We start from the raw sequence: 22,072 nt of genomic DNA, 5'->3' as shown, positions 1-22,072 counted from the left end.
GGGGCTGCGCCCCTACTTCGTGGTCTCGAAGAACTCCACCAGGTCGTGCTGGGACTTCATCCCGACAACCGGCCTGAGCAGATAGCCATCGGCTTCGACGGGTCGGTCCCAGGAGACGGCACGGCCCTGGTAGGCATCCGTCTCCGGGACGCCAAGTTGTTCACCCTGAGCAAGTGGCTTAGACCGTGTCCTATGTGGTGAGGCGGACGAGCCGTTTGTAGCAGCAGAGGGTGGCGGCGAGGCCGAGAAAGGCCAGGTAGTTGCGGGGGTCGCGCTCGTAGCGAGGGCTCAAGCGGCGGTAGCCGGTCAGCCAGGACATCGTGCGTTCGATGCCCCAGCGGCGGCGGCCCAGTCGTTCGCTGGACTCGACGCCTTTGCGTGCGATGCGCACGCCGATGCGCTTACCTCGCAGCCATTTCCGCAGGTGGGGGATGTCGTACGCCTTGTCCGCGTGCAGCCGCTGAGGCTTGAAGTGACGGCCGCGGTGGGGGTCGTGTCTCGTTTGGTGGCCCTCGACCATGGGCTTCAGACCCTCGCTGTCGTGGACGTTCGCGGCGGAGAGGCCGACGACCAGGGGCAGTCCGTTCGCGTCCGACAGGACATGCATCTTGGAACCCGGCTTACCCCGGTCCACGGGGCTCGGACCTGTGAGTTCGCCCCCTTTTTAGCCCTGACGTGGGCGGTGTCCAGGACGACACGGGTGACGTCGATGAGGCCGGCGTCGTCGAGCCGGTGCAGCACAGCCTCGTGCAGGCGCCCCCAGACGCCGGCTCTCGACCAGATCAGGAACCTGCGGTGAGCCGTCGACTTCGATATGCCGAAGCAAGGCGGCAGTTGGCGCCAGGTACAGCCGGACACCAGCACGTAGATGATGGCCGCGAACAGCGTCTCATCAGGCATGTCCTGCGTTCCGCCGCCCTGCGGCCGCACCCGCGACGGCGGGATCAGCGGCTTCGCGATCTCCCACAACCCGTCCGGAACAATCCAACTCCACGTACCCCGCCCCATACCGAGGTCAACGACGCCTCACCACATAGGACACGGTCTTAGACCGTGTCCTATGTGGTGAGGAGAACGCAGAAGGCCCCCGGACAGGTCCAGGGGCCATGGCGCACGGGTTGTCAGGCAGTGCTCACTCCTACTCGTGCAGCAGATCCTCGATGCGCCTGTTGGCCACCTCCTGGCGGCCGTCGAGGCACTTCGCGTACCGGGTCAGCAGCACCTCCACGCTGTTGCCAGCGCGCTCGGCGACCTCGGTGGCGTCCACGCCCGCATTGAGCCACGTGGAGAGCGCGGAGTGCCGGAGGTCGTACGGCCGCCGGGCGAGCGGCGAGGCGACGACGGCCGGCGGGAGCGCGAGCGCCCGGGCTTCCTGCCAGGCCCGGTAGTAGGTCGAGGAGGACACCGCTCCCCCATTCTCGCTGAAGAACAGCCGCCCGTCGTCCGCGGTGCCGAAGGTCTCGACGTGCTCCCGGAAGATCCTCACGAGCTGGGGCGGGATCGGCACCCGCCGGACGTCCTCCGTGGGCCTGTTCTTGAGGCCGCGGTCGTCGTGGCTCTCTCCGGAATCGGTCCACTGAGCCTTTTCAGCGGTGCCTCTCCAGGGCGAGGACGGCGGCTGTAATTGACGACAGTCGGTTCGGACTGCACCGGGCTTTGCGGAAGATCCGCCAGGACTTCAGTCGTGCGACGCCGCGCTCAACCGGGGCGCGTGCCGCCGAGAGCGCGCGGTTGACGGTTTGCTGGGTCGGTGTGAGGTCGCGGCAGGGTGGGCGTCTGCGCGGTGTTGTCACCCATGGGCCGGCTCCGATGTAGGCGCGGTCGGCGAGGATGGGGATGCCCTGTCGTTCGCAGATCCGGAGGATCCGGTGGGTGCGGGCCGCGGTCAGGTCGTGCGCGCGGCCGGGCAGGGCGGGCGAGATCCACAGCAGCTGGCCCGCTGGATCGGTCACCACCTGCACGTTGACGCCGTGTCGACGGTGTTTTTGGGAGAAGTCGGTCCGGCTGTTGCCGACCCGGTCGCACTCCGCGAGGGTGCCGTCGAGCAGCACGTAGTCGGGGTCGGCTTCGCGCAGGCTCCGCAGGAGCCCGGGCGCGTGGTCGGCGAGCAGGGCGATGACGGCTGCCGTGTAGGCGTGCGCGGTGCCGACGGAGATGCGGAAACCGGCCGCGAGTTGGGCGAGGGTGTCGTGCCGCCGCAGGTACACCAGGCCGACCAGGGCACGTTGGTGCGGCGGGAGCTTGCAGCGGCGGTCACCCTCGCGGGTGACGATGAGCATGGTGACCCACTCGACCAGGGCGTGAGGCAGGTCGAGTGCGGCAGGATAGGGAACCAACGAGGCTCTTGTGCCAGCGAGTTGAGACGTCGAACACCTCCCTCAACGGCACGGGAGCCTCGTGCCGTTGAGGACCCCGACGCCTTCACCCGATCGGTGGCCACGCTGAAAAAGCTCACTGTCTTGATCCGAGCCAGCGTCCACCGCTGGTCCTCCCAGCCATGTGCGGCCGGTCCCTTGGCCAGCTCCGCCTCCAGTTGGGCGAATTGCTTCTGGCTCAGCCTCGGCACAGACGCCGGCCCCTGCGACCGCAGAGCACGCGGGCCGCCCTCGTCCCACATCCGCCGCCACCGCTGCACCGAGCGGACGCTGACCCGCAGGTCCTTGGCGATCACCGAGCTCGCCTCGCCCCGAGCGAACCTCTCGGCCGCCTTGAGTCGTAACTCCTCGCGGAAATGCTGTCGTTCGACGGTCAGCCCGCCCCCTTGTGGATACCGCATGCCCCGGTGATACCGCACAAGCGACGAGCCGTCAGCCCCTGCGACACCACGAGTTCAACCTCAGTAGGTGCCCAAAGACCCCGTCACCAGCGGAAACGCTGGAGCCGGGGTCTTCGCGTTTGTGCGGGCGTGTGCTGCTCGGGGCGGCTGCATGTCGGGGGCTGTGGACTGTGCGTGGATTGGCCGCAGGGCGGAATCCTCGGGTCAGGACCGGAAACGCCGAGGCCCGCCGGACCGCGGTCCAGGGGGCGTCATGCCGCAGGTGTGCGTGTCGGAGGTGTGTCGGGTTCGGTCCCGTCACCGGGCTCGTCCTCCTGCTGCCAGACCCGCGGCCAGTTGCCGGAAGGGGGAGGCGGCCCTGAGATATCAAGATCACGTCGCGCGAGGACGTAGAAGGCGTCACGCGCTCGGCTCACCTGCTGCACGGCCCTTGTCCATCCGGATGGATCATCCTTCAGACCGCGCGCGTACAGCTCGACGTTCCAAACCGCTTCATGCCACTTACGAGCCGCCCCGATCGTTTCCGCGTCCCCGATCAGCAGCACGGATTCCCACTCGGCCGCACGCCGTACTTCGTTCTCGGCGAGCTGCGTCATGCCCTGTTCGGGATCCAGTGGGTCCGCTGTGTGCGGAAACCCTCTTGCCGCCCCCATGCGCTGCGCAACGCTCAGCTGCTGCTTCAAGGTGTTGGCGTAGGACGCGTACGCGTCCAGCCTCTTCTCATCCCACCGCTCGGCTCTTCCTCGTCGCCACCGGCTTCGCTCCGTGATGTTCGTCACCACGTAGGAACTCGCGGCTCCCACTACGACGCCCAGCAGAGCCGGCAACTGCTCCCACAACGCCAATCCCCCCAGCCTGCCTCGATCAGTCGAGGACACAGTGCCGTATTCAGGGGCTCCGGGCCAGGCGGCATGTCTGGTTCGGAGACGCGCTGCGAGCTGTCACAGGCGACCTTCGGCCACTCCTTCTCCGCCTCGGCGTTCGAGGAAGCCCCACCTGCTCATGTGAGTGGGCGGGGCTCGGACACTGCCGTCGCTTCGTTCAGGGAGGGCGTCGTCCGACGACTCGGTGAACCGGCGATCGGCACAGCCCTGACGGCCGTCGAGGCACTTCGCGTACCGGCTCGGCGGCACTTCGGCGCTGTTGCCGGCGCGCTCCGCAACCTCGGTCGGGTCGACGTCGGCGTCGAGTCAGGAGGAGAGCGCGGCGTGCCTCAGGTCGTGAGGCCGAGCTGCCGGCGGCGAGGCCGGCTGTTCCGGCGGGAGCGCCGGGCGCCGAGCCTCGTCCCGTGTGCGCCGCTGGCGAGTCCGCTCCTGGTGGGCGTCGGGGCGGCGTACGAGGGGTGGGAAGTGCCTCGGACCGCGGGGGCGGGGGGCTTCATTGGCTCTCAGGGTTTCGGTAGTGTCTGCTCGGCCCAGATCACCTTGCCCTGGGGGGTGTACCGGGTTCCCCAGCGCTCGGTCAGCTGGGACACCAGGAAGAGGCCCCGGCCGCCTTCGTCGGTCGTCGCGGCGTACCTCAGGTGGGGCGAGGTGCTGCTGCCGTCAGCCACCTCGCAGATCAGCGTGCGGTCGTGGATCAGTCTCATGCGGATCGGCCCGCAGCCGTAGCGGACGGCGTTGGTGACGAGTTCGCTCAGTACCAGTTCCGTGCTGAAGCCCAGTTCGGACAGCCCCCACTCGTCGAGCTTGTCGGTCGCCGCGGCGCGTACCCCGGCGACGGCGGCCGGATCGGGCGGCACGTCCCACTCGGCGACCCGGTCCGGCGGCAGCACACGGGTGCGGGCGACGAGCAGGGCCACGTCGTCCGTGGGGCGTTCGGGCAGCAGCGATTCCAGCACGGCCCGGCAGCTCTCCTCCGGTGTGCGCTCGGGTCGATCCGCCAGGGCCTTGCGCAGGAGTTCCATTCCCTCGTCGAGGTCGCGGGTCCGGTCCTCGATGAGTCCGTCGGTGTAGAGGACGAGCTGGGAGCCTTCGTCGACGTCCAGCTCGGCGGCCTGGAAGGGCATGCCGCCGAGCCCCAGGGGCGGTCCCGGCGGCAGGTCGAGAAAGGTGACGTCTCCGTCGGGGCGGACCAGCGCGGGAGCCAGGTGTCCCGCGCGCGCCATGGTGCAGTGGCGCGTCGTGGGGTCGTAGATCGCGTACAGGCAGGTGGCGCCCACGACGGCGGCGGGGTTGTCCGGGCACGTCTCGTCCTGGTCGATGCGTCCGACCACGTCGTCCAGATGGCTCAGCAGTTCATCGGGCGGCAGATCGAGCGTGGCGAAGTTGTGCACCGCGGTCCGCAGCCGCCCCATGGTCGCGGCGGCGTGCAGGCCGTGGCCGACCACGTCGCCGACGACCAGTGCCACGCGGCTGCCCGGCAGGGGGATCACGTCGAACCAGTCTCCGCTCACACCCGACTGGGCCGGGAGGTACCGGTAGCCGACGTCGAGGGCGCTCTGCTCGGGCAGGCAGCGTGGCAGCAGGCTGCGCTGGAGGGTGACCGCCAGGGCGTGCTCACGCGTGTACCGGCGGGCGTTGTCGATGCTGACCGCGGCACGGGCCACCAGTTCCTCGGCCAGCGAGAGTTCCTCCTGGTCGAAGGGGGCGTGCTCCTCGGAGCGCCAGAAGTTGACCGTGCCCAGCACGACACCGCGGGCCTGGATCGGAGCCGCTATGAGCGAATGGATGCCGTAGTCCACTATCTGTTCGGTGCGTTCCGGGTCCTGCAGCTGCCAGCCCGTGGCGGTGGACAGGTCGGTCACCAGTTCGGAGCGGCCGGTGCCGTAGCCGCGGGCCTGGGGTGTGGAGGGCAGGAAGTCGATCAGCCGGCCCTTCTCGTAGAGCGGCTGGTCGTCGCGGATGCCGCATACGGCGACACGTCTCATCCCCTTGGCGGTGGTCGCCGGTTCCTCGCCGTGCAGTACGGCGTCGGCAAGGTCCACGGTGACGAAGTCGGCGAAACGGGGGACGGTGATCCGGGCGAGTTCGTCGGCCGTCCGTACGACGTCCAGGGTGGTGCCGACGCCCAGTCCGGCGTCGTAGAGCAGCTTCAGCCGTTCACCTGTGATTTCGGCCCTGCCCGACACGGCCTGCAGCTCCGTGGAGTCGCGCAGCGTCACCACGGTGCCCCGGGGGCCTCCGCCGTACTCCGTGAGCCTCTGGTTGACCACCAGCAGCCGTGGTCCGGCCAGGTGGACCTCGTCGTTGGCCTCGCGGCCGGAGCTGAGCAGCGACATGATGTCGGGTTCGAGGGCCGGCAGCTGGGAGACGTGCTGCCCCTCCGCTTCCGGGGGCAGTTCCAGGAGCCGCCTGGCCTCGTCGTTCGCCAGCAGCAACCGCCCCTCGTCATTGACGATGAGAACCCCTTCGCGCACGGAGTGCAGCACCGCGTCGTGGTGCTCGTACATGCGGGTCATCTCGTTCGGGGCCAGGCTGTGGGTCTGTCGTCGCAGCCGTCTGCTCACCAGCACCGTGGCGGCGGTGGCCGCTCCGAGCGCGACCGCCCCGGCGGTCAGGATGATCGGTATCTGCCGTTCCACCAGACCGGTCACGTTCTTGACCTTCAGCCCGGCGGAGACCAGGGCGACCACCTGGCCCCGGGTGTTCCGGATGGGCACGGTCGCCTGGACCTCCTGGCCGAGGGGGCCGTTCACGCTCTCGGTGTAGACCTTTCCCGCCAGTGACGGCTCGATCCTTCCCACGAACCGCTTCCCGATCCGGTCCGGCAGGGGATGGGTGTAGCGGATCCCCTGCGTGTCCATCACCACGACGAAGTCGACGCCCGCGGACTTGCGGCCGGCCTCGGTCAGCGGCTGCAGGACTTCCGAGGGGTCGGGGGCCCGCAGCGCGGACAGCACGCCCGGGGAATGCGCGAAGGTCTGCGCGACGGCTATGGATCTCCGTCTGGCCTCGGCGCCGGTGTACCGCTGCGACTGCAGGACGAGGGCGAGGACGGCGAACGCCACGAGCAGCACCACCAGGGTCACCTGCATGAGGAACATCTGCCCCGCGACGCTTCGCGCGTTCTTCCGCACCAGCGACCACAGCCGCGATATGCGCCGAACCCGGGCAAAACGGTCTCCCATCCGGCCTTTCTAGCACTGCTCCCCCCGCTTAGTCACGGGCGGACTCCGAACCGTCCGTGCCCGCGGGCGATCGATCACCCCCTGCCACCGCGCCAGCCACTCGCGACAGCCGCCGGGACCGCACAGCACCCCAGCGGTACCGACAGCTCCGCCGGCCTCCCGGCCGAGGCCTCCGCGAGACCGCGGACCGGCCGGTCCGAAGACCCGGCGCACGGCACCCCGGCGCACGGCATCCGGCGCCCGATGCCCGGCACCCGGCGCGGGCCGGGACCCGCACCCGCGTCTCCGGCCGGCCGGCCGTCGCACCGGTCGCCGACAGCGGGCGAAGCGGGATCGGACCGGCCCCGGAGCGGCGCTCAGCCGTCGTGGCGAGCCAGGCCGGGCGGTCGGGACCGCCGGTGCCCAGTCCGGTGGCACCGAGCCCGTGGCCCTGGGCTCCCGTCCGGTGACACGGCGCTCGTGGCCCTGGGCGCGGTAGCGGTTGCCGGGGCGGGCCCGGAGAGTGCGAGGTACGAGGTGCGCGGGACGGCTGTGCCGGAGGGTCCTGCCGGGGTGCTCGCGGGTGCCGTCCGTGCTCTTCCCGGTCCAGGTCGGGCCGGCTTCCGGCCCGGTGGGCGAGTCGATCAGGCCGCGCTTCGGCCGGATCGACGGGATCGGCCGGATCGGCCGGATCGACGGGATCGGGCAGGACGCCGTGCGCGGTGGTGCGGCTCATCTCGTGGGGAACGCGTGCCACGACGCGCGATCACGGGCGAAGAACGGTAGTAGTGGTATGTAGTGATATAAGGGGCCGGCGAGGCGGTGCCGGAGGGACCGGCGCGGCCGGATCGGCGGGCAGCCCGCGGTCTCGGCGGCGTTCACCGGGGCCGGTGCCCGTGAGGCGGAACGGGCGGTGGTCGACATGCGCGATGCCACCCCGCTCGGCAGTGCTTCCGGAGCCCTCCCGGATCCGGCGGCCTCGGCCACGGTCGTCGTCGACGCCCGGGGGATCGTGACGGGGTGGAGCGCGGGCGCCGAGCGCCTGCTGGGCTACACGCACCGGACCGCCGTCGGGCGCCCGGTGCTCCGTCTGCTCGGCGTGGACACGGACACCGGTGCGGACGCCTACACGGACACGGGCACCGGTGCCGACGCAGACGCCGACACGGGGACAGGCACTGGTGCGAACGCGGGCGCCGACACGGGGACAGGCGCAGACACCGACGCCGATGCGGATGCGGGTGCGGACACGGGCGCCGGTGCGGGCACGGGCGCCGGGGAAGGGCTTCGCGCGGCTCTCGACGGCCGGGACACGACGACGCGGCTGCGGCACCGGGACGGCCGGTACCTGGAGTTCCGGCTGCGGGCGTACCCGTGGTTCGACGGTGAGGGCCGGGCCCGGCAGGTCCTCGTGGCGACGCCGCCGGAGCATCCGCGCACCGACCCGGTGACGGCGCAGGAGGCGTTCGCGCAATGCCACCTGCCGGTGATGGTGTACGACCGCGCGCTGCGGGCCGTGCGGGCGAGTGCCGGCGCCGAACGCGAGCTCGGCATGAGCGAGGAGGAGATGAGCGGTCGCCGTGTCACCGACATCCTGCCGCCCCACATCTGTCATGCGGTCGAGGACGGCATGCGTCGCGTGTCGGTGACGGGAGAGACCGAGCAGTTCCACGTGCGGGGCAGGGCCCGGGCCGGGGACCGCGAACGGGTCTGGGCCATCACCGTGTCCCCGATCAGGGGCCCGGCGGGCCGGGTGAGCCACCTGGAACTGTCCGCACTCGACGTCACCGAACAGCAGCTCGCACGGGAGCGGATCGCCCTGCTGAACGACATCAGCGCGCGGGTGGGCAGCACCCTGGACGTACGGCGCACGGCCCAGGAGATGGCCGACGCGGTGGTGGGCCGGCTCGCCGACTTCGTCACCGTCGACCTCCTGGACTCCCTGCTCCGCGGGGTCGAGCCGGCGCCCTCCGCCACGGGTGCCGTCACCCTCCGCCGGGAGGCGCAGCAGTCCGTCCTGCCCGGCGTGCCCGAGGCGTTGCTCCGGCCGGGCGACGCGGACGACTACCCGGAATCCTCACCGCCGGTCCGCTGCCTGGCCACCGGCAGGCCCTCGCTGCACCGCACCATCGACGACGTCGTCCGGACCTGGCGGCAGGCCGACCCCGGCCGGGCGGGGGTCGTGGAGTCGTTCGGCATCCATTCGCTCATGGTCGTTCCGCTGCGCGCCCGCGGTATCGCCCTCGGTGTGGCGGTCCTCGTGCGGCACCGCCGCGAGGAGCCCTTCACGGAGGACGACCTGCTCCTGGCCGAGGAGATCGGGACGCGGGCCGCCGTGGCCGTGGACAACGCCCGCCGCTACACCCTGGAGCGCAACACCGCGCTGGCCCTGCAGCGCAGCCTCCTCCCCAGCCGGCTCGCCGCCCAGGGGGCGGTCGACGTGGCGTACCGCTACCTTCCGGCTCGTACCCGGGCGGGACTGGGCGGCGACTGGTTCGACGTGATCCCCCTGTCGGGCGCGAGGGTCGCGCTCGTCGTGGGGGACGTGGTGGGCCACGGGCTGCGGGCGTCGGCCACGATGGGGCGGCTGCGGACCGCGGTACGGACCCTGGCCGATGTCGACCTCCCCGCCGACGAACTCCTCACCCAGCTCGACGATCTGGTCACCCATGTCGCGGCCGAGGAGGAGACCGCCACGGCGCGAGAGCCCGACGCCGACGCCGAGCCCGACACAGAAGCCGATGCGGTCGGCGTTGCCGACGCGGGCGTCGACGCCTCGGCCCCTCTCATCGCCACGTGCCTCTACGTGGTCTACGACCCGGTCTCACGCCGCTGCACGGCCACCGCGGCGGGCCACCCGCCGCCCGCCTTCGTCACGCCCGCCGGTGTGGTGGACTTCGCCGACCTGCGTCCCGGCCCTCCGCTGGGGGTGGGCGGTCTGCCCTTCGAGACGGTCGAGTGGGAACTCCCCCCGGGCAGCCTGCTCGTGCTGTACACCGACGGCCTGGTCCAGGGCGAGGAGCACGATCTGGGCAGCGGCCTCGCGCTGCTGCGCGCGTGCCTGGAGCGGCCCGCCCCGTCGCTGGAGGCCACCTGCGACCACGTGATCCGGACCCTGCTGCCCGAGCGGCCGCAGGACGACGCAGCCCTGCTCCTGGCCCGCACCCGAGCCCTCGACGCGGCCCACGTGGCCGTCTGGGACCTGCCGTCGGATCCCGCCGCGGTGGCCGGCGCCCGCGCGAAAGTGCTGGACCGGCTGGCCGCGTGGCGGCTGGAGGACGTGGCGTTCACCGCCGAGCTGGTGGTGAGCGAACTCGTCACGAACGCGATCCGCTACGGCCGACCGCCCATCCGGCTCAGGCTGATCCGCGAGGCCGCGCTCATCTGCGAGGTGTCCGACGGCAGCGGCACCGCCCCGCACCTCCGCCGGGCCCGCACCTTCGACGAGGGCGGGCGCGGTCTGCTGCTCGTCGCCCAGTTCGCCCAGCGCTGGGGCACGCGCCAGCACGCCGGCGGCAAGAGCATCTGGGCGGAGATCGAACTCCCCGGCCGCAGGGCCTGAGGCGTCGGGCAGCGGTTCGGTCCGGCCCCCGGAAGCCCGGCCTCCCCTCCCGCGAAGCGCTGTTTCCCGGCTCGTCCGCTTCTCAGCGCATGCCGCGCAGCTCCCGATCGACGTCCTCCTCGGTGATGGGCCTCCGGAAGTAGGCCTGCCAGGCGTCGAGCAGGAGGAACACGCCCCATCCGCCGAGGACCCATCCCGGCCAGAAGTATCCGGCCCCGGTCAGTGCCCACACCACGATCAGGAACGCGTTGATCACGATGTAGGCCACGAGGTCGGCCCGGAGCTTGCGCTTCTTCTCCAGCCGTTTGTGGGCCCATTCCCTCTTCATCGTCGCCCGTGGCTCGCGGGAATCGGCGGGGTCGAAGGGACCCACCATGATCGCCACCTCCTCGGTCGCGGGTGGGACGCAGTCTCTCCTTCCCATGGTCCTCCGGAGCCACTGGGCGCGCCGCTCGGGCGGTGGGCGGCAGCGGCGTCCGGCTCCCTGTCCGGTGGGCGGGTCGGCTCAGTTCTGCCGTGCGGGTGCCGACGTACTGGCGCGGACGATCAGGTCCACGGGGGTGACCGTCAGGGCCGGCGGGGGTGCCGCCGGGGTGTCGATGCGGTCGAGGAGGACGTGGAGGGCGCGGGTGCCGATGTCGGTGAAGTCCGTGCGGACGGTGGTCAGCGGGGGCAGGAAGTGGGCCGCTTCCGGGATGTCGTCGTAGCCGACCACGCTGACGTCGTCGGGGACGCGGCGGCCCGCCTCGTGCAGGGCGCGCAGGACGCCGAGGGCCATCTGGTCGTTGGACACGAAGACCGCGGTGACCCCGGGATCTCTCGCCAGTTCGCGGCCGAGGTCGTGGCCGGAGTCGGCGCTCCAGTCTCCGAGGAGGGGGGCGGGAACCGGGGCTCCGGCGGTCTCCAGGGTGGCCCGCCAGCTTTCCGCCCTGCGGTCCGCCGCCGCCCAGCCGCTCGGGCCGGCCACGTGCCAGACCGTGGGGTGGCCGAGGGACAGGAGGTGTTCGGTGGCCTTGCGGGCGCCGGTGCGGGCGTCCGAGGTGACCACCGGGGTGCCGTCGCCGAGGTCGTTGTCCAGGACCACCAGCGGGGTGTCCAGGCGGGCCTCCGCCAGCGCCTTCGCCACGCGCAGCTGCGGGGCGATCGCGATCACGCCGTCCGCGCCCTCCGCCGACAGGCGGTCCGCCGCCCGTACGACCGTGTCGCGGTCGGCGGTGTCCAGGGCGATCGAGCTGACCAGGTAACCGGCCTCCTGCGCGGCCGTGTTGATCGCGGTCAGGGTGGAGGCGGGACCGTAGCGGGCCGCGTCGAACGAGATCACCCCGAGCATCCGGGTCCGGCCGCTGGCCAGCGAGCGGGCACTGCGGCTCGGGCGGTAACCGAGCGTACGCATCGCCGCGAGGACCGCCTCACGGGTTTCCGCGCGCACGGCCGGGTGGTCGTTCAGCACCCGCGAGACCGTCTGCTTGGAGACGCCGGCCAGTTGCGCCACGTCGGCCATCACGGGGCGCGCGCCCGCGAAGTTGCGGCGGCTGCGGCCTGCCTTGGCGACCGGGCCGTCGGCGGCGCTCGGGGTCATCGGGTGCCCTCTTCCGTCCTTCTCCGGGTGCGGTGGCCTTCACCGGGTCCGGTGGTCCTTCGCCGGGTCCGGCTCGGCCCGGGTCCGGGCCTGATCCGGTTTCAGGCCCGGTTCCGGTTCCGGTTTCGAGTCCGGTTCCGGTTCCGGTGGCGCGGCCGCCGGGACCCGCTCCCGCCGGTCCACAGGATAGGCCGGTCGGTGTCGAAGGCCGTGGTCAGGTGGCGGGTGGCGGGAGCGGGCCGGCGACGCCGGGGGCGGTGCCGCGCCGGGGATGATCAGTGCGGCGCCGGGCCGAGGTCCGGGGTGTCCGTGAGGTGGGCGCGGGTGGCGGTGGTCCCGTGGAGTTCCAGGAGGACCAGGTCGTTGGTGCCGGGGCGCAGGACGGGGGCCGGGACGTACAGCGTGCGCTGAGGGCCACGGTTCCAGTAACGGCCCAGGTGGAAGCCGTTGATCCAGGCCTGGCCCTTGGTCCAGCCGGGCAGGGAGAGGAACGTGTCCGCGGGGGTCCCGACCTCGAAGGTGCCGTGGTGGAAGGCCGGTTCCGCCGACCGGGGGGCGGGGTCCGGTGCGAAGGGCAGCGGCGGCGGGGCGTCCAGGGGCAGGGGGTGGCAGTCCCAGCCGTGCAGGGGGGTGCCGTCGAAGGTGACCGGTCCCAGCAGGCCCTTGGGGGTGCCGATGCGGGGGCCGTAGTTGACCCGCCCCATGTTCTCGACCAGGACGTGGAGTTCGGCTCCGGCTCGCGGCACCCGGACCGGCAGGGTCTCCTCCTGGCGCTCGCGTTCGAGTACGCCGACGGGGGCGCCGTCCACGAAGAGCTGGGCGCGGTCGCCCACTCCGCCGGTGAAGTGGAGGAGGCCGGGTCCCTCGGTGGGGAGCGTGGTGCGGTACAGCACGTAACCGGCGCGCCGGCCCAGGGCGTCGGCGGAGAGGGGGTCCACGGGCGCGGGGACGGCCTTCGCGGGGACCGACGCGAGGAGGGGCCTGCGGTGGGTCAACTCCACGGTGACCGGCGGCAGTTTCCGCGCCGGAGCGGGGACCGGCTCGTCCGGGACGGGCGCGTGGCGGGCGATGACCTCGCGGAAGGCGTGGTACTTCGGACCGGGGTCACCGTGCTCGGTGAGGGGGGCGTCGTAGTCGTAGGAGGTGACGGTGGGGGCGTAGGTGTGGTGGTGGTTGGCGCCGTTGGTGAAGCCGAAGTTGGTGCCGCCGTGGAACATGTAGATGTTGACCGAGGCGCCCGCGGAGAGCAGGCGGTCCAGGTCGGCGGCGGCGTCGGCCGCGTCCCGCCCGTGGTGCGGGCCGCCCCAGTGGTCGAACCAGCCGATCCAGAACTCCGAGCACATCAGCGGGCCCTGGGGCTGGTGCTCGCGCAGGCGCGCCAGGGAGCGGTCGATCCGGCTGCCGAAGGTGCCGGTCGCGAGGACGCCGGGGAGGCTGCCCTTGGCGAGGTGTTCGGGGTCGGCCTGGTCGCAGGTGAAGAGGAGTTCCTCCACGCCGCGGGTGCGCAGGGCGGCTTCCAGGTGTTTGAGGTAGGCCGTGTCGTCGCCGTAGGCGCCGTACTCGTTCTCCACCTGTACGGCGATGACCGGGCCGCCGGACGCCGCCATGTGCGGGAGGAGCGGGGGGAGGAGGAGGTCGAGATAGCGGTCGACGGCGTCCGTGAAGCGGGGGTCGCTGCTGCGCGGGCGGATACCGGGGTCGGCGGTGAGCCAGTGGGGCAGGCCGCCGCCGTCCCACTCGGCGCAGATGTACGGGCCGGGGCGGAGCAGGACGTGCAGGCCCTCGGTGGCGGCGAGGCGCAGGAAGCGGGGGAGGTCGAGGAGGCCGTCGAGGACGAGGGTGCCGGGCTCGGGCTGGTGGAGGTTCCAGGGGACGTACGTCTCCACCGTGTTCAGCCCCATCAGGCGGGCCTTGCGGAGGCGGTCGGGCCAGTGGTCCGGGTGGACCCGGAAGTAGTGGAGGGCGCCGGAGATGATCCTCAGGGGGGCGCCGTGGAGGAGGAAGCCGTCGGGGGTGGTGGTCAGGGCGGACATGCGCGGTCCCTTCGAGAGGTGGGGCTGGGGTGGAACTGGGGGCTGAGGGTCGGGCGGAGTGGCCGCGGACGGCGGAGGGTTACGGGCGGCTGGGGGCTGCGCACGGCTGGAGCTGAGGGCTACGGACGGCTGCGGGTGCCACGCGGACGCCCGGAACCGTCAGCGGCCGGGGACGGGGCCGGTACCAGCACCGATATCGGCACCAGTACCGGTATCGGTGCCGGCCGCGCGGGTCACCCGGACCAGCCAGAGGGTGGCCGCCAGGCAAACCGCGGAGACCGCGGCCAGGAGGAGGGGTACGGCCCTGGTGCCGGACCACTCGATGACCTTGCCGAGGGACGGTCCGGCGGCCACTCCGCCGACCATCGAGGCGGCGATGACCAGCGCGCCCGCCCCGCCGGCGCCGGGGGCGGCCCGGTGCAGCCAGAGCAGTCCGGTGGGGAAGATCGGCGCGATGAAGAGGCCCACGCCGGCGTAGGCGTACGGCGCCAGGTCCGGTACGGCGGCCAGCAACAGACAGGCCGTCATCCCGGAGCAGGAAACCGTGATGACCGCCGGGGCCGGAAAGCGCAGGGCGAGGGGCGCGACCAGGAAGCGGCCGATCGTCATCATCAGCCAGTAGACGGAGGTGGCGGTCGCGGCGACGCCCGCGCCGTGGCCGACGGCCTCCAGGTGGGTGGGCTCCCAGCCGCCGACGCCCGCCTCGATACCGACGTGCAGGACGTAGAGGGCGACGAAGACGGCCAGGACGGAGACCAGGCTGCGGGTGCGGGGCGTCGGGCCGGCCGGGGTGGCGGTGATGGCGGCGCCGTCGGGCTGCGGCGCCTTGTCGCGTACGCCCTTCAGGCACAGGAGGAGGGGCAGGTTGGCGAGGGCGAAGGCCAGGAAGACCGTGGGGTAGTGCTCGGCGCCGGCCGCGCCGATGAGGGCCGGGCCGAGGATCGCGCCGATGCCGAAGTGGGCGTTGAGGATGTTCAGCATCGCGGCGGAGCGGTGTCCGAAGCCCACGGCGAAGAGCTGGTTCAGGCCGTAGTCGATGCCGCCGAAGCCGAGTCCCGCCAGGAGGGCGGCGGCCAGGGCAGTCGGCCAGTTCGGTGCGAGCGCGAAACCCCCGGCACCGACGGCCATGAGGAGGTGGGAGGCGGCGAGGATCCGCCTGTTGCCGATCCGGCCGTGGAACCGGTCGAAGAGGAGGACGCCCGTCACGCCGCCGCCGAAGTGGGCGCTCAGTGCCAGCCCGGCGGCGGAGGGCGACAGGCCGAAGCCCTCGCGGAGGGCCGGGACAGCGGGGCCGTAGAGCGCCTGGAGGACGCCGATCAGGACGAAGCCGACGCAGGAGGCGGCCGCGGCCACGGGCGTGAAGACGGGGGTGGGCGTTTGGGTGGCTCGTGGCGAGTGACGCACCGTGGGCTGATCGGTCACTCGGACTCCCGGGGCGGTGACTGGGTGCGGTGCGGCTCCGACGGGGAGGAATGTTACCGGTAACAAACACACTCGGGTCAAGATGCCCGCGGAGCAAGTGCGCGGTGAGAGTTCCACCGGCGCCGCCTCCTGCACGAGGCCTGCCGCACCCGTGAACGTTTCTGCTGGTCAGCGTCCACGCACTGCGATCACTCATCGCAGTGAAGGCTGACGGATCCGGCAAACCTGACGGGACGCAGGGCTGTTGCTCCGATGTCATCCGCGGAACAACAGAAGGAGTTCGCTTTGTCCATCAGGTATGCGGCGCGCCTCGCAACGGCTCTCACCACAGTCGCCGTCGTCCTCTTGTCCGGCTCTCCGAACGCGCAAGCCGGAGCGGCCGGCTCCACGCCGGTTCAGACGTTCCAGTACAGCGTGGGCGGCATGACGATGAAGATCCCTACTGGCTGCATGTTCACACACATCATCCGTGGGAGCGGTAGGAAGATCACTTACCAGAATGCCGGTGTGGACTGTGCCTTCGTCGGCGCGCTCAGCAGTGGATTCTGCAATTGGCGCATCGACTTCACGTATGCCGACACAGGCAACCGGATCTACCGAGCCTCACGCGGTCGAACGCACAGCGAATGCAAAATCGACCCGATGCGCAACAACTCTCGCCAGACGCTGCCCCGCTATGGCAAAGCGTGTGCCCGGCTGTTCGTCAACGGGATCAAGCGCGCTGGTCAGTGTCACCACATCACGAAGTGAGTCCCGGCATGGTCGAGCAGCGGAATCAGCGAGAGTCAGGGACCTCCACCGAAGCGGGGCGGAGACGAAGCGGGATCGTCGCCTTCTTCTGCGGACTCGTCGTGTCGCTCGCCTTCTTCGCCTTTTTTCCCGGACTGCCGCACGTCATCGACGCGGGCGCGGTCGTCGTCTCCCTGGCGGTGGGGGTGTCGGCCCGGTGGGGCTTTCAGACGTGGCGGGGACGTCGAGCGGGAAGGAGCAACGGATGAGCGGCGGTGACTGAGCCGAGCCGGCCGAAGTCCTCGTGACCGGCGGGGCAAGGACTTCGGCGTCGGACCGGCCGCCCACGGCGCAGGAAGTCGCCTGAGGACGGCACGAAAGAGGTCACCTGAGATGCGTTCGGCTCGGGCCGAGCCCTCATCCCGACCGTTTGCGGGCCGTCGCCTTCCTCGTCGCCGCCTTCTTCGTCGCGCTGTTCGCCGTCGCGGCCGTCTTCTTCGCCGCGCTCCCGCCCGTCGCCGCCGCACTCCTCGCCGGCTGGGCGGACTTCGTCGCCTTCTTCGCGGACGCCGCCGTCTTCTTCGCCGTCGACGTGGACTTCTTGCCGCCGGCCTGTTTCGGGGCCGTACGGGCCGTCCCGTGTCCGGCGAGGCCTCCGGACCCGGCCTCCTCCCGCCCCGCCGTCCCGCCGCGCGCCTCCCTCGCGGCGCGGACGCTGTTCTCCAGGGCCGTCACCAGGTCCAGGAACCCGCCCTCGGGGGCGGCGCCGGGAGCCTCGGGAGGCGTCTCGCCCGCCACCTTCGCGGCGACGACCTCCTCGACGGCCGCACGGTACTCGTCGTGGAGGTCCTCCAGGTCGACCTCGCCGAGGGCTTCCATCAGGGCGTCCGCGAGGTCGAGTTCCCTGACGCGGACCGTGACGTCGGCGGCGGGGGCCATGCCGTCGGGGGCGAGGACCTCGTCGGGCCACAGCAGGGCGTGCATGGCGATCGCGTCGCCGACCACACGGAGCATGCCGAGGCGTTCGCGGCCACGCAGCGCGTACTTGGTGACGGCGACCTTGTTGCTGCGCTTCAGCGCCTCCCGCAGCAGCGTGTACGGCTGGGCCGCGAGGGCGCCGCCCGCCTGGAGGTAGTACGCGGCGTCCATCTGGAGCGGGTCGATCCGGTCGGCCGGCACGAAGGCCACGATCTTGATCGTCTTCGCCGTGGGGAGCGGCAGACGGGACAGGTCGTCCTCGGTGATCGGGATGATCGTGCCGTCGGCCGCCTCGTACCCCTTGCCGATCTCCGCCTGGCTCACCTCGCGGTCCTCCAGCTCGCAGACCTTGCGGTGGCGGACGCGGGCGCCGTCCTCGAGGTGGATCTGGCGGAACGGGATCGAGTGGCTCTCGGTGGCGTTCACCAGTTTCACCGGGATGCTGATGAGGCCGAACGAGATGGCGCCGTTCCATAGGGATCGCACGTGCAGCACCCTCCTGACTTCACCGAGGAAAGTCACGCGAAAGTCACACAAGATACAAAACGACCATACGGTCATTATCCATGTGATTCTCATCGTACGGCGCCCCTCGCGGAGGGGAAGGACGGCGGCTCCCGCTCAGCGGCCGGCGGCCCAGGTCCCCCTGTCGCGCGCCGTCGCGTGCAGCGCCTCCACGTCCGCCGGTTTCAGGACGCCGCTCAGCCGTGCCAGCCCCGCCAGTTCCGTGTCCCGCAGCACCCGCACCTCGCGCGGGGTGGTGACCAGGCGCACGTCGGCCGGGCCGACCAGGGCCAGCACCGGGCGGACCTCGGCGGTCAGGGCGCGGGAGGCGCGGTCGGCGTCGGCGCGGACCCGGCGCAGCAGGGGCAGGGGGTCGCGGCGGCCGACGGCGACCGCCGGGTCGGCGACGCGGACCCGCTGCCTGCGGGCGTACACGGTGTGCACGGCGAACAGTCCGGCGGGGCCGATCGCCAGATGGTGGAGGCGGTCGCCGCCGGGCAGCGGGACGGAGTGCAGGGTGTGCCAGCCGGCGCCGTCCAGTCGGTCCAGCAGTTCGCCCACCGTCTGCTCGGCCTCCAGGGCGCGGCGGCGCGGGTCGGGCCGCAGCAGGCGGACGGGGCCGGGGTCGCGGTCCAGGTCGATCAGCAGGGCCTCGCCGGGGCGGTTGGGGGCGAGGTCGTCGTCGGGGTGGAGGGCGAGGCGGGCCAGTTCGGCGGGGGTGGGGACGGGGGGCGGGCCCACCGTGACGGAGCCGGCCAGGAAGGGTCCGAGCACCTCCAGGACGTCCTCCCGGCGATCGTCGCCGACGATGTCGACCCGGCCGGACTCCCGGTCGTACCAGGCGATGCTCCTGCCGTCCTCGAGACAGACGTACAGCCGCTCCCGGCCGTGACGCCAGGTCGGTACGACGCGCAGTCCGTTCATGCGGCATCACCTCATGACCATGGGAACAGGAGGGGTGCCGCGGGGGCAAGAAGGCGATTACCCCGGGGAGGTAGGTGAGCATGCCCCGGGAACGCGGTGGGGAGGCGCCGTCGCGGACCCGCGGGAAGCGACCCGACGCACCGGATCCGGACAGCCCGTGGAGCGAGGTCGCGCCCGGCCCGTGGATGGGCGGGCACGAGTTCCGCGGCCGGTGCGGATACCCCCGCTCGGGCCCGGTCGTCGCCCACGCGCCGGTGGGCCGGGGCCACTCGGCCGACGAGGCGATCGGGCTGATACGGTCGCGGCGCTCTCCCCGGGCCCTGCACGACGAGCCGTTCGTCGCGTACCTGCGGGCGGGCCCGCCGACGGCCCGGCTGCTGGAGGAGCTGGGCGAGGCGAGTAATCGTTTCTCCTCTTCGCCCCGCGACGGCCTCCCGGGCGCCCCGCGGCCACACCCCGCGGCCACACCCCGCGGCGGAACCCCGGCCGTCCGCGCACCCGGCGCACGAGCGTCAGGCGCGCCGGGTCGGCCGTCCGGTGCACCGGGTCGACCATCCGGCCCGCCGCCCGTCTGTCCGTCTGTCCGTCTGTCCGTCTGTCCGTCTGTCCGTCTGTCCGTCTGTCCGTCTGTCCGTCTGTCCGTCGAGCGTCCTGGGCGGCTCGAGTGACCCGAGCGACCCGTCGGCCGCCACCCGCCACCGACACCCGACCGGTACGCAAAAAGGACTTCCCCACGAATAGGGTGTACGGGGCCGCCCGTCACCCCTGATCACAGGAGCCCCGTGCCGCACCCGCGCCCCACCCGCACCGCCCTCGCGCTGGCGGCCGTCGCCCTGTTCGCGCCGGCGGCCGCGGGCTGCGGCGACGCCGGCGGGCTGCGGGGCGCGGGGGCGACGCCGACGGCGGTCAGCCCGGAGAAGCTCTGGCCGGACCTGCCGGCGGCGTCGAGCCCGGCGTTCGACATCGACGAGGTGAACACCGAGGTCGTGAAGGGGGTCGCCGTTCCCGCCGACGACCTCCACCGGGTGGATCCGGTGGAGGTCGTACGCCGCGAGATCGCCGCGCATCCGGGCGACTACGACGGCTCCGAGGCCCCGTACCGCGAGACGGCCGACCGGATCGCCGACTGCGCCGAAAGCGGTGCCGGACGGACCCCCTGCCCGGTGCTGCGGCCGTACTACCGGGACCTGACCGGTGACGGACGGGACGAACTGGCGCTGGGATTCCGCCAGTTGCCCGGCGACCTGACGGCCGTCCGCGTGTACACGGTCGACAGGCACCGACTGGTGCGGATCATGGGCTGGGAGGACGCCGTCGGCGCGGTGGAGCTGGCCGGGCGGTCGGTGATCATCCGCTCGCCCTCCGAGGTCGCCGGGTACGAGTACCGCCTCCAGTGGACGTGGGACCAGGACCAGCGGGCGATGCTGCTCACGCACGACGAGATGGTGCGGACCGGGGGGCGGGACGACGGGCCGCGCGACGGACGGACCCGGCCGCCCCGGCCGACGTCCGCGCCGACGTCCGCGCCAGGGGCCTCCCCCTCGGTCCCCGTGAGCGGCCGATGAGGCTCGCGCTCCCCCGGTGGTCCGGCACGCTCGCCGTGAAGGCCGCCGTGTTCATCACGGTGATGTGCTGTGCGCTCGCCGCGCTGCTCGGCGTGCTCGTGCACGTCTCGGTGACCCACCGGACCGTCGGCGAGGCCCGCGACCTCGCGCTGTCCCGGCTGGAGGAGGCCACGACGGCGTTCGAGGCGGGGGACAGGCCCGGCCCCGGCGCGGGCGTCGACCCGCCGGGGCTGCCCGCGGCGCTGCGGGACCTGGCGGTGGCGGGAGAACGCGGCACGATGGTGGCCGAGCACCGGGGGCGGCCGACGATGTGGGCCGCCGGGCCCGTCGACGGCGGGCGGGGCGAGAGGGGGGTCCCCCCGTCCGGAGGGCGGGGCAGGGCCCTCGCGGTCGCCGTCGACTACGCGCAGAGCGCCCGCACCATCGAGGCGCTGGACCACGCGATCCTGTGGTCGTCGGCGCTGGCGATCGGGGCGACGCTGCTGGTCGGCGCGTTCGCGGTGACCCGGGTGACGCGGCGGCTGCACGCCACCGCGCGGGTCGCCCGGCGGATCAGCGCCGGTGATCTGGACGCGCGCGTGGACGATCCCCGGGCCAAGGATCCGACCCGCCCGCAGGACGAGGTGGCCACCGTCGCCGTCGCGCTGGACTCGATGGCGTCCTCGCTCCAGGGCAAGCTGCTGAGCGAGCAGCGCTTCACCGCCGACGTGGCGCACGAGCTGCGCACCCCGCTGACCGGGCTGCACGCGGCGGCCGAGCTGCTGCCGCCGGGCCGGCCCACGGAACTGGTGCGCGACCGGGTGGCGGCCCTGCGCACGCTCACCGAGGACCTGCTGGAGATCTCCCGCCTGGACACCGGCCGTGAGCGGCTGGAGCCGGACGCCGAGGACCTGGGGGCGGTGGCCCGCCGGGTGGTACGGGCGGCGGCGGCCTCCTCCGGTGGCGTCCCGCCGAGCGCCTCCCCGGGCAGCCCCCCGACCGCCGGAACCCACCCCCGCCCCCTCACCGACACGGGCACGGCCACCGGCACCGGCACCGGCACCGGCACCGGCACCGAGGTCAGGGTCGTGCGGGACGCCCGGGTCGAGACCGACCGGCGCCGTCTGGAGCGGATCCTCGGGAATCTCGTCGCCAACGCGCATCTGCACGGGCGGGCCCCGGTGGTGCTGACGGTGGACGGGCCGGTGGTGACCGTACGGGACCACGGGGACGGCTATCCCGCGTACCTGACGGCGCACGGGCCGCAGCGGTTCCGCACCGAGGGGGGCGCGAAGGGGCACGGTCTCGGGCTGACGATCGCGGCCGGCCAGGCGGAGGTGCTGGGCGCCCGGCTGACCTTCTCCAACGCGCCGGACGGCGGCGCGGTGGCCACGCTGACGCTGCCTCACGCACCGCCCCCGGAGACGGTCTCCCCCGGCGGGAGCACGCCTTCGGAGGGCCACGGCCTCTCCGATGGCGCAGTGTGACGGGCGGCCGTCGGCGGCTCCTCCTAATGTGGCGGTAAGTCGGTTCCGCCCCCTTCCCGGAGGTGCCCCATGCCCCTGCGCTCCGCCCTCGTCCGGTTCGCCATAGCCGGTGCCGCCGGCGCCCTCGCCGCCTCGGCCGCCGTCACCCCCGCCACCGCGAGCGAGGGCAGTCAGGGCAACCCCCAGCGTCAGGCCCCGCGCCTGTACAAGGGCGTCGTGACCGCGAACAGGCTGCTGCTGCGCGACGCGCCGAACCGCGGCGGCAAGGTGGTCCGCGTCGCCTTCCGCGACGACGTCGTCACCGTCTACTGCCGCACCACCGGCCAGAAGGTGGACGGCGACTCCCGGTGGTACCTCCTCAGGGACGGCGCCTGGGCCTACGGTGCGGCGCGCTACATCCGCGACCTCGGGCCGACGCCACGCCCCTGCTGACGCCGCACCACCACCGGCGCCACGCCCTCCCCTGACGCCGCGCCGCCCACCGCC

15 protein-coding genes and 3 pseudogenes are annotated in these 22,072 nt (G+C 72.5%); 6 read left to right on the top strand and 12 right to left on the bottom strand.

From position 1 onward, the window contains the following. Positions 1-190 precede the first annotated feature (190 nt). From ACF09K_RS04165 to ACF09K_RS04140, 6 genes and pseudogenes are all read right to left on the bottom strand, one after another. Positions 191-1,008 (bottom strand): IS5 family transposase gene (locus ACF09K_RS04165; RefSeq protein WP_392240894.1). Its coding sequence is split into 2 segments (ribosomal slippage): positions 191-666 and positions 666-1,008, totalling 819 coding nucleotides; the frame shifts between segments, so codons are not numbered across the junction. Between the two features lie 130 nt (positions 1,009-1,138). Further along, positions 1,139-1,579, bottom strand: a pseudogene (locus tag ACF09K_RS04160) (site-specific integrase); the annotation flags it as partial. A gap of 7 nt (positions 1,580-1,586) precedes the next feature. After that, positions 1,587-2,336: a transposase family protein gene (locus tag ACF09K_RS04155; protein WP_392240893.1), complete on the bottom strand. Its 750-nt coding sequence runs from the start codon at positions 2,334-2,336 to the stop codon at positions 1,587-1,589. Positions 2,337-2,626: 290 nt separating this feature from the next. Next, positions 2,627-2,776, bottom strand: a pseudogene (locus ACF09K_RS04150) (transposase); the annotation flags it as partial. 251 nt (positions 2,777-3,027) lie between these two features. Beyond that, positions 3,028-3,459: a hypothetical protein gene (locus tag ACF09K_RS04145; RefSeq protein WP_392240892.1), complete on the bottom strand. Its 432-nt coding sequence runs from the start codon at positions 3,457-3,459 to the stop codon at positions 3,028-3,030. Positions 3,460-4,163: 704 nt separating this feature from the next. Next, the gene (locus ACF09K_RS04140; protein WP_392241038.1) at positions 4,164-6,761 is read right to left on the bottom strand and encodes a SpoIIE family protein phosphatase; all 2,598 of its coding nucleotides are present in this window, start codon (positions 6,759-6,761) and stop codon (positions 4,164-4,166) included. A gap of 985 nt (positions 6,762-7,746) precedes the next feature. Here ACF09K_RS04140 and ACF09K_RS04135 point away from each other — a divergent pair. Beyond that, positions 7,747-10,386 carry a SpoIIE family protein phosphatase gene (locus tag ACF09K_RS04135; RefSeq protein WP_392240891.1) on the top strand — a complete coding sequence of 880 codons (2,640 nt, stop codon included), beginning with the start codon at positions 7,747-7,749 and terminating at the stop codon, positions 10,384-10,386. Positions 10,387-10,468: 82 nt separating this feature from the next. Here the strand turns inward: ACF09K_RS04135 and ACF09K_RS04130 are convergent, their stop codons facing one another. From ACF09K_RS04130 to ACF09K_RS04115, 4 genes are all read right to left on the bottom strand, one after another. After that, complete coding sequence (locus tag ACF09K_RS04130; RefSeq protein WP_392240890.1) at positions 10,469-10,762, bottom strand: 2TM domain-containing protein; 294 nt, start codon at positions 10,760-10,762, stop codon at positions 10,469-10,471. A 129-nt stretch (positions 10,763-10,891) separates the two neighbouring features. Continuing rightward, positions 10,892-11,965 carry a LacI family DNA-binding transcriptional regulator gene (locus ACF09K_RS04125; protein WP_392240889.1) on the bottom strand — a complete coding sequence of 358 codons (1,074 nt, stop codon included), beginning with the start codon at positions 11,963-11,965 and terminating at the stop codon, positions 10,892-10,894. A gap of 275 nt (positions 11,966-12,240) precedes the next feature. Continuing rightward, positions 12,241-13,998 carry a glycoside hydrolase family 35 protein gene (locus tag ACF09K_RS04120; RefSeq protein ID WP_392240888.1) on the bottom strand — a complete coding sequence of 586 codons (1,758 nt, stop codon included), beginning with the start codon at positions 13,996-13,998 and terminating at the stop codon, positions 12,241-12,243. 159 nt (positions 13,999-14,157) lie between these two features. After that, positions 14,158-15,420 (bottom strand): MFS transporter, encoded by a 1,263-nt coding sequence (locus ACF09K_RS04115; protein ID WP_392240887.1) that lies wholly within the window; start codon positions 15,418-15,420, stop codon positions 14,158-14,160. A gap of 285 nt (positions 15,421-15,705) precedes the next feature. Here ACF09K_RS04115 and ACF09K_RS04110 point away from each other — a divergent pair, with 285 nt between their 5' ends. Next, positions 15,706-16,170: a hypothetical protein gene (locus ACF09K_RS04110; RefSeq protein ID WP_392240886.1), complete on the top strand. Its 465-nt coding sequence runs from the start codon at positions 15,706-15,708 to the stop codon at positions 16,168-16,170. A 396-nt stretch (positions 16,171-16,566) separates the two neighbouring features. Here the strand turns inward: ACF09K_RS04110 and ACF09K_RS04105 are convergent, their stop codons facing one another. Continuing rightward, positions 16,567-17,622, bottom strand: a complete 1,056-nt coding sequence (locus tag ACF09K_RS04105) for a Ku protein (protein ID WP_392240885.1) — start codon at positions 17,620-17,622, stop codon at positions 16,567-16,569. Between the two features lie 126 nt (positions 17,623-17,748). Further along, on the bottom strand, positions 17,749-18,555 hold the full coding sequence (locus ACF09K_RS04100) for a nuclease-related domain-containing protein (RefSeq protein ID WP_392240884.1): 807 nt from the start codon (positions 18,553-18,555) through the stop codon (positions 17,749-17,751). Between the two features lie 80 nt (positions 18,556-18,635). Here ACF09K_RS04100 and ACF09K_RS04095 point away from each other — a divergent pair. The 4 genes and pseudogenes from ACF09K_RS04095 to ACF09K_RS04080 form a co-directional block, all read left to right on the top strand. Beyond that, positions 18,636-18,950 (top strand): annotated as a pseudogene (locus tag ACF09K_RS04095) (hypothetical protein); the annotation flags it as partial. A 387-nt stretch (positions 18,951-19,337) separates the two neighbouring features. Further along, a complete protein-coding gene (locus ACF09K_RS04090) occupies positions 19,338-20,120 on the top strand; it encodes a hypothetical protein (protein WP_392240883.1) in 783 nt (260 codons plus the stop codon). Next, a complete protein-coding gene (locus ACF09K_RS04085) occupies positions 20,117-21,586 on the top strand; it encodes an ATP-binding protein (protein ID WP_392240882.1) in 1,470 nt (489 codons plus the stop codon). Before ACF09K_RS04090 ends, ACF09K_RS04085 begins: the two co-directional genes overlap by 4 nt. Positions 21,587-21,655: 69 nt before the next feature. Beyond that, positions 21,656-22,018, top strand: a complete 363-nt coding sequence (locus ACF09K_RS04080) for an SH3 domain-containing protein (RefSeq protein ID WP_392240881.1) — start codon at positions 21,656-21,658, stop codon at positions 22,016-22,018. Positions 22,019-22,072 lie beyond the last annotated feature (54 nt).

Origin of the sequence: Streptomyces sp. NPDC014882 (assembly GCF_043081325.1) — a bacterium.
Lineage (GTDB): Bacteria > Actinomycetota > Actinomycetes > Streptomycetales > Streptomycetaceae > Streptomyces.
The sequence above is the reverse complement of the archived record's forward strand: the minus strand, read 5'-3'. Positions and strand labels throughout refer to the sequence as shown.

Excerpts from the sequence above, each read along its gene's own strand:
- ACF09K_RS04120 (WP_392240888.1), bottom strand. The coding sequence starts at position 13,998 with ATGTCCGCCCTGACCACCACCCCCGACGGCTTCCTCCTCCACGGCGCC.
- ACF09K_RS04080 (WP_392240881.1), top strand. The coding sequence starts at position 21,656 with ATGCCCCTGCGCTCCGCCCTCGTCCGGTTCGCCATAGCCGGTGCCGCC.
- ACF09K_RS04100 (WP_392240884.1), bottom strand. The coding sequence starts at position 18,555 with ATGAACGGACTGCGCGTCGTACCGACCTGGCGTCACGGCCGGGAGCGG.
- ACF09K_RS04140 (WP_392241038.1), bottom strand. The coding sequence starts at position 6,761 with ATGTTCCTCATGCAGGTGACCCTGGTGGTGCTGCTCGTGGCGTTCGCC.
- ACF09K_RS04125 (WP_392240889.1), bottom strand. The coding sequence starts at position 11,965 with ATGACCCCGAGCGCCGCCGACGGCCCGGTCGCCAAGGCAGGCCGCAGC.
- ACF09K_RS04085 (WP_392240882.1), top strand. The coding sequence starts at position 20,117 with ATGAGGCTCGCGCTCCCCCGGTGGTCCGGCACGCTCGCCGTGAAGGCC.
- ACF09K_RS04135 (WP_392240891.1), top strand. The coding sequence starts at position 7,747 with ATGCGCGATGCCACCCCGCTCGGCAGTGCTTCCGGAGCCCTCCCGGAT.
- ACF09K_RS04130 (WP_392240890.1), bottom strand. The coding sequence starts at position 10,762 with ATGGTGGGTCCCTTCGACCCCGCCGATTCCCGCGAGCCACGGGCGACG.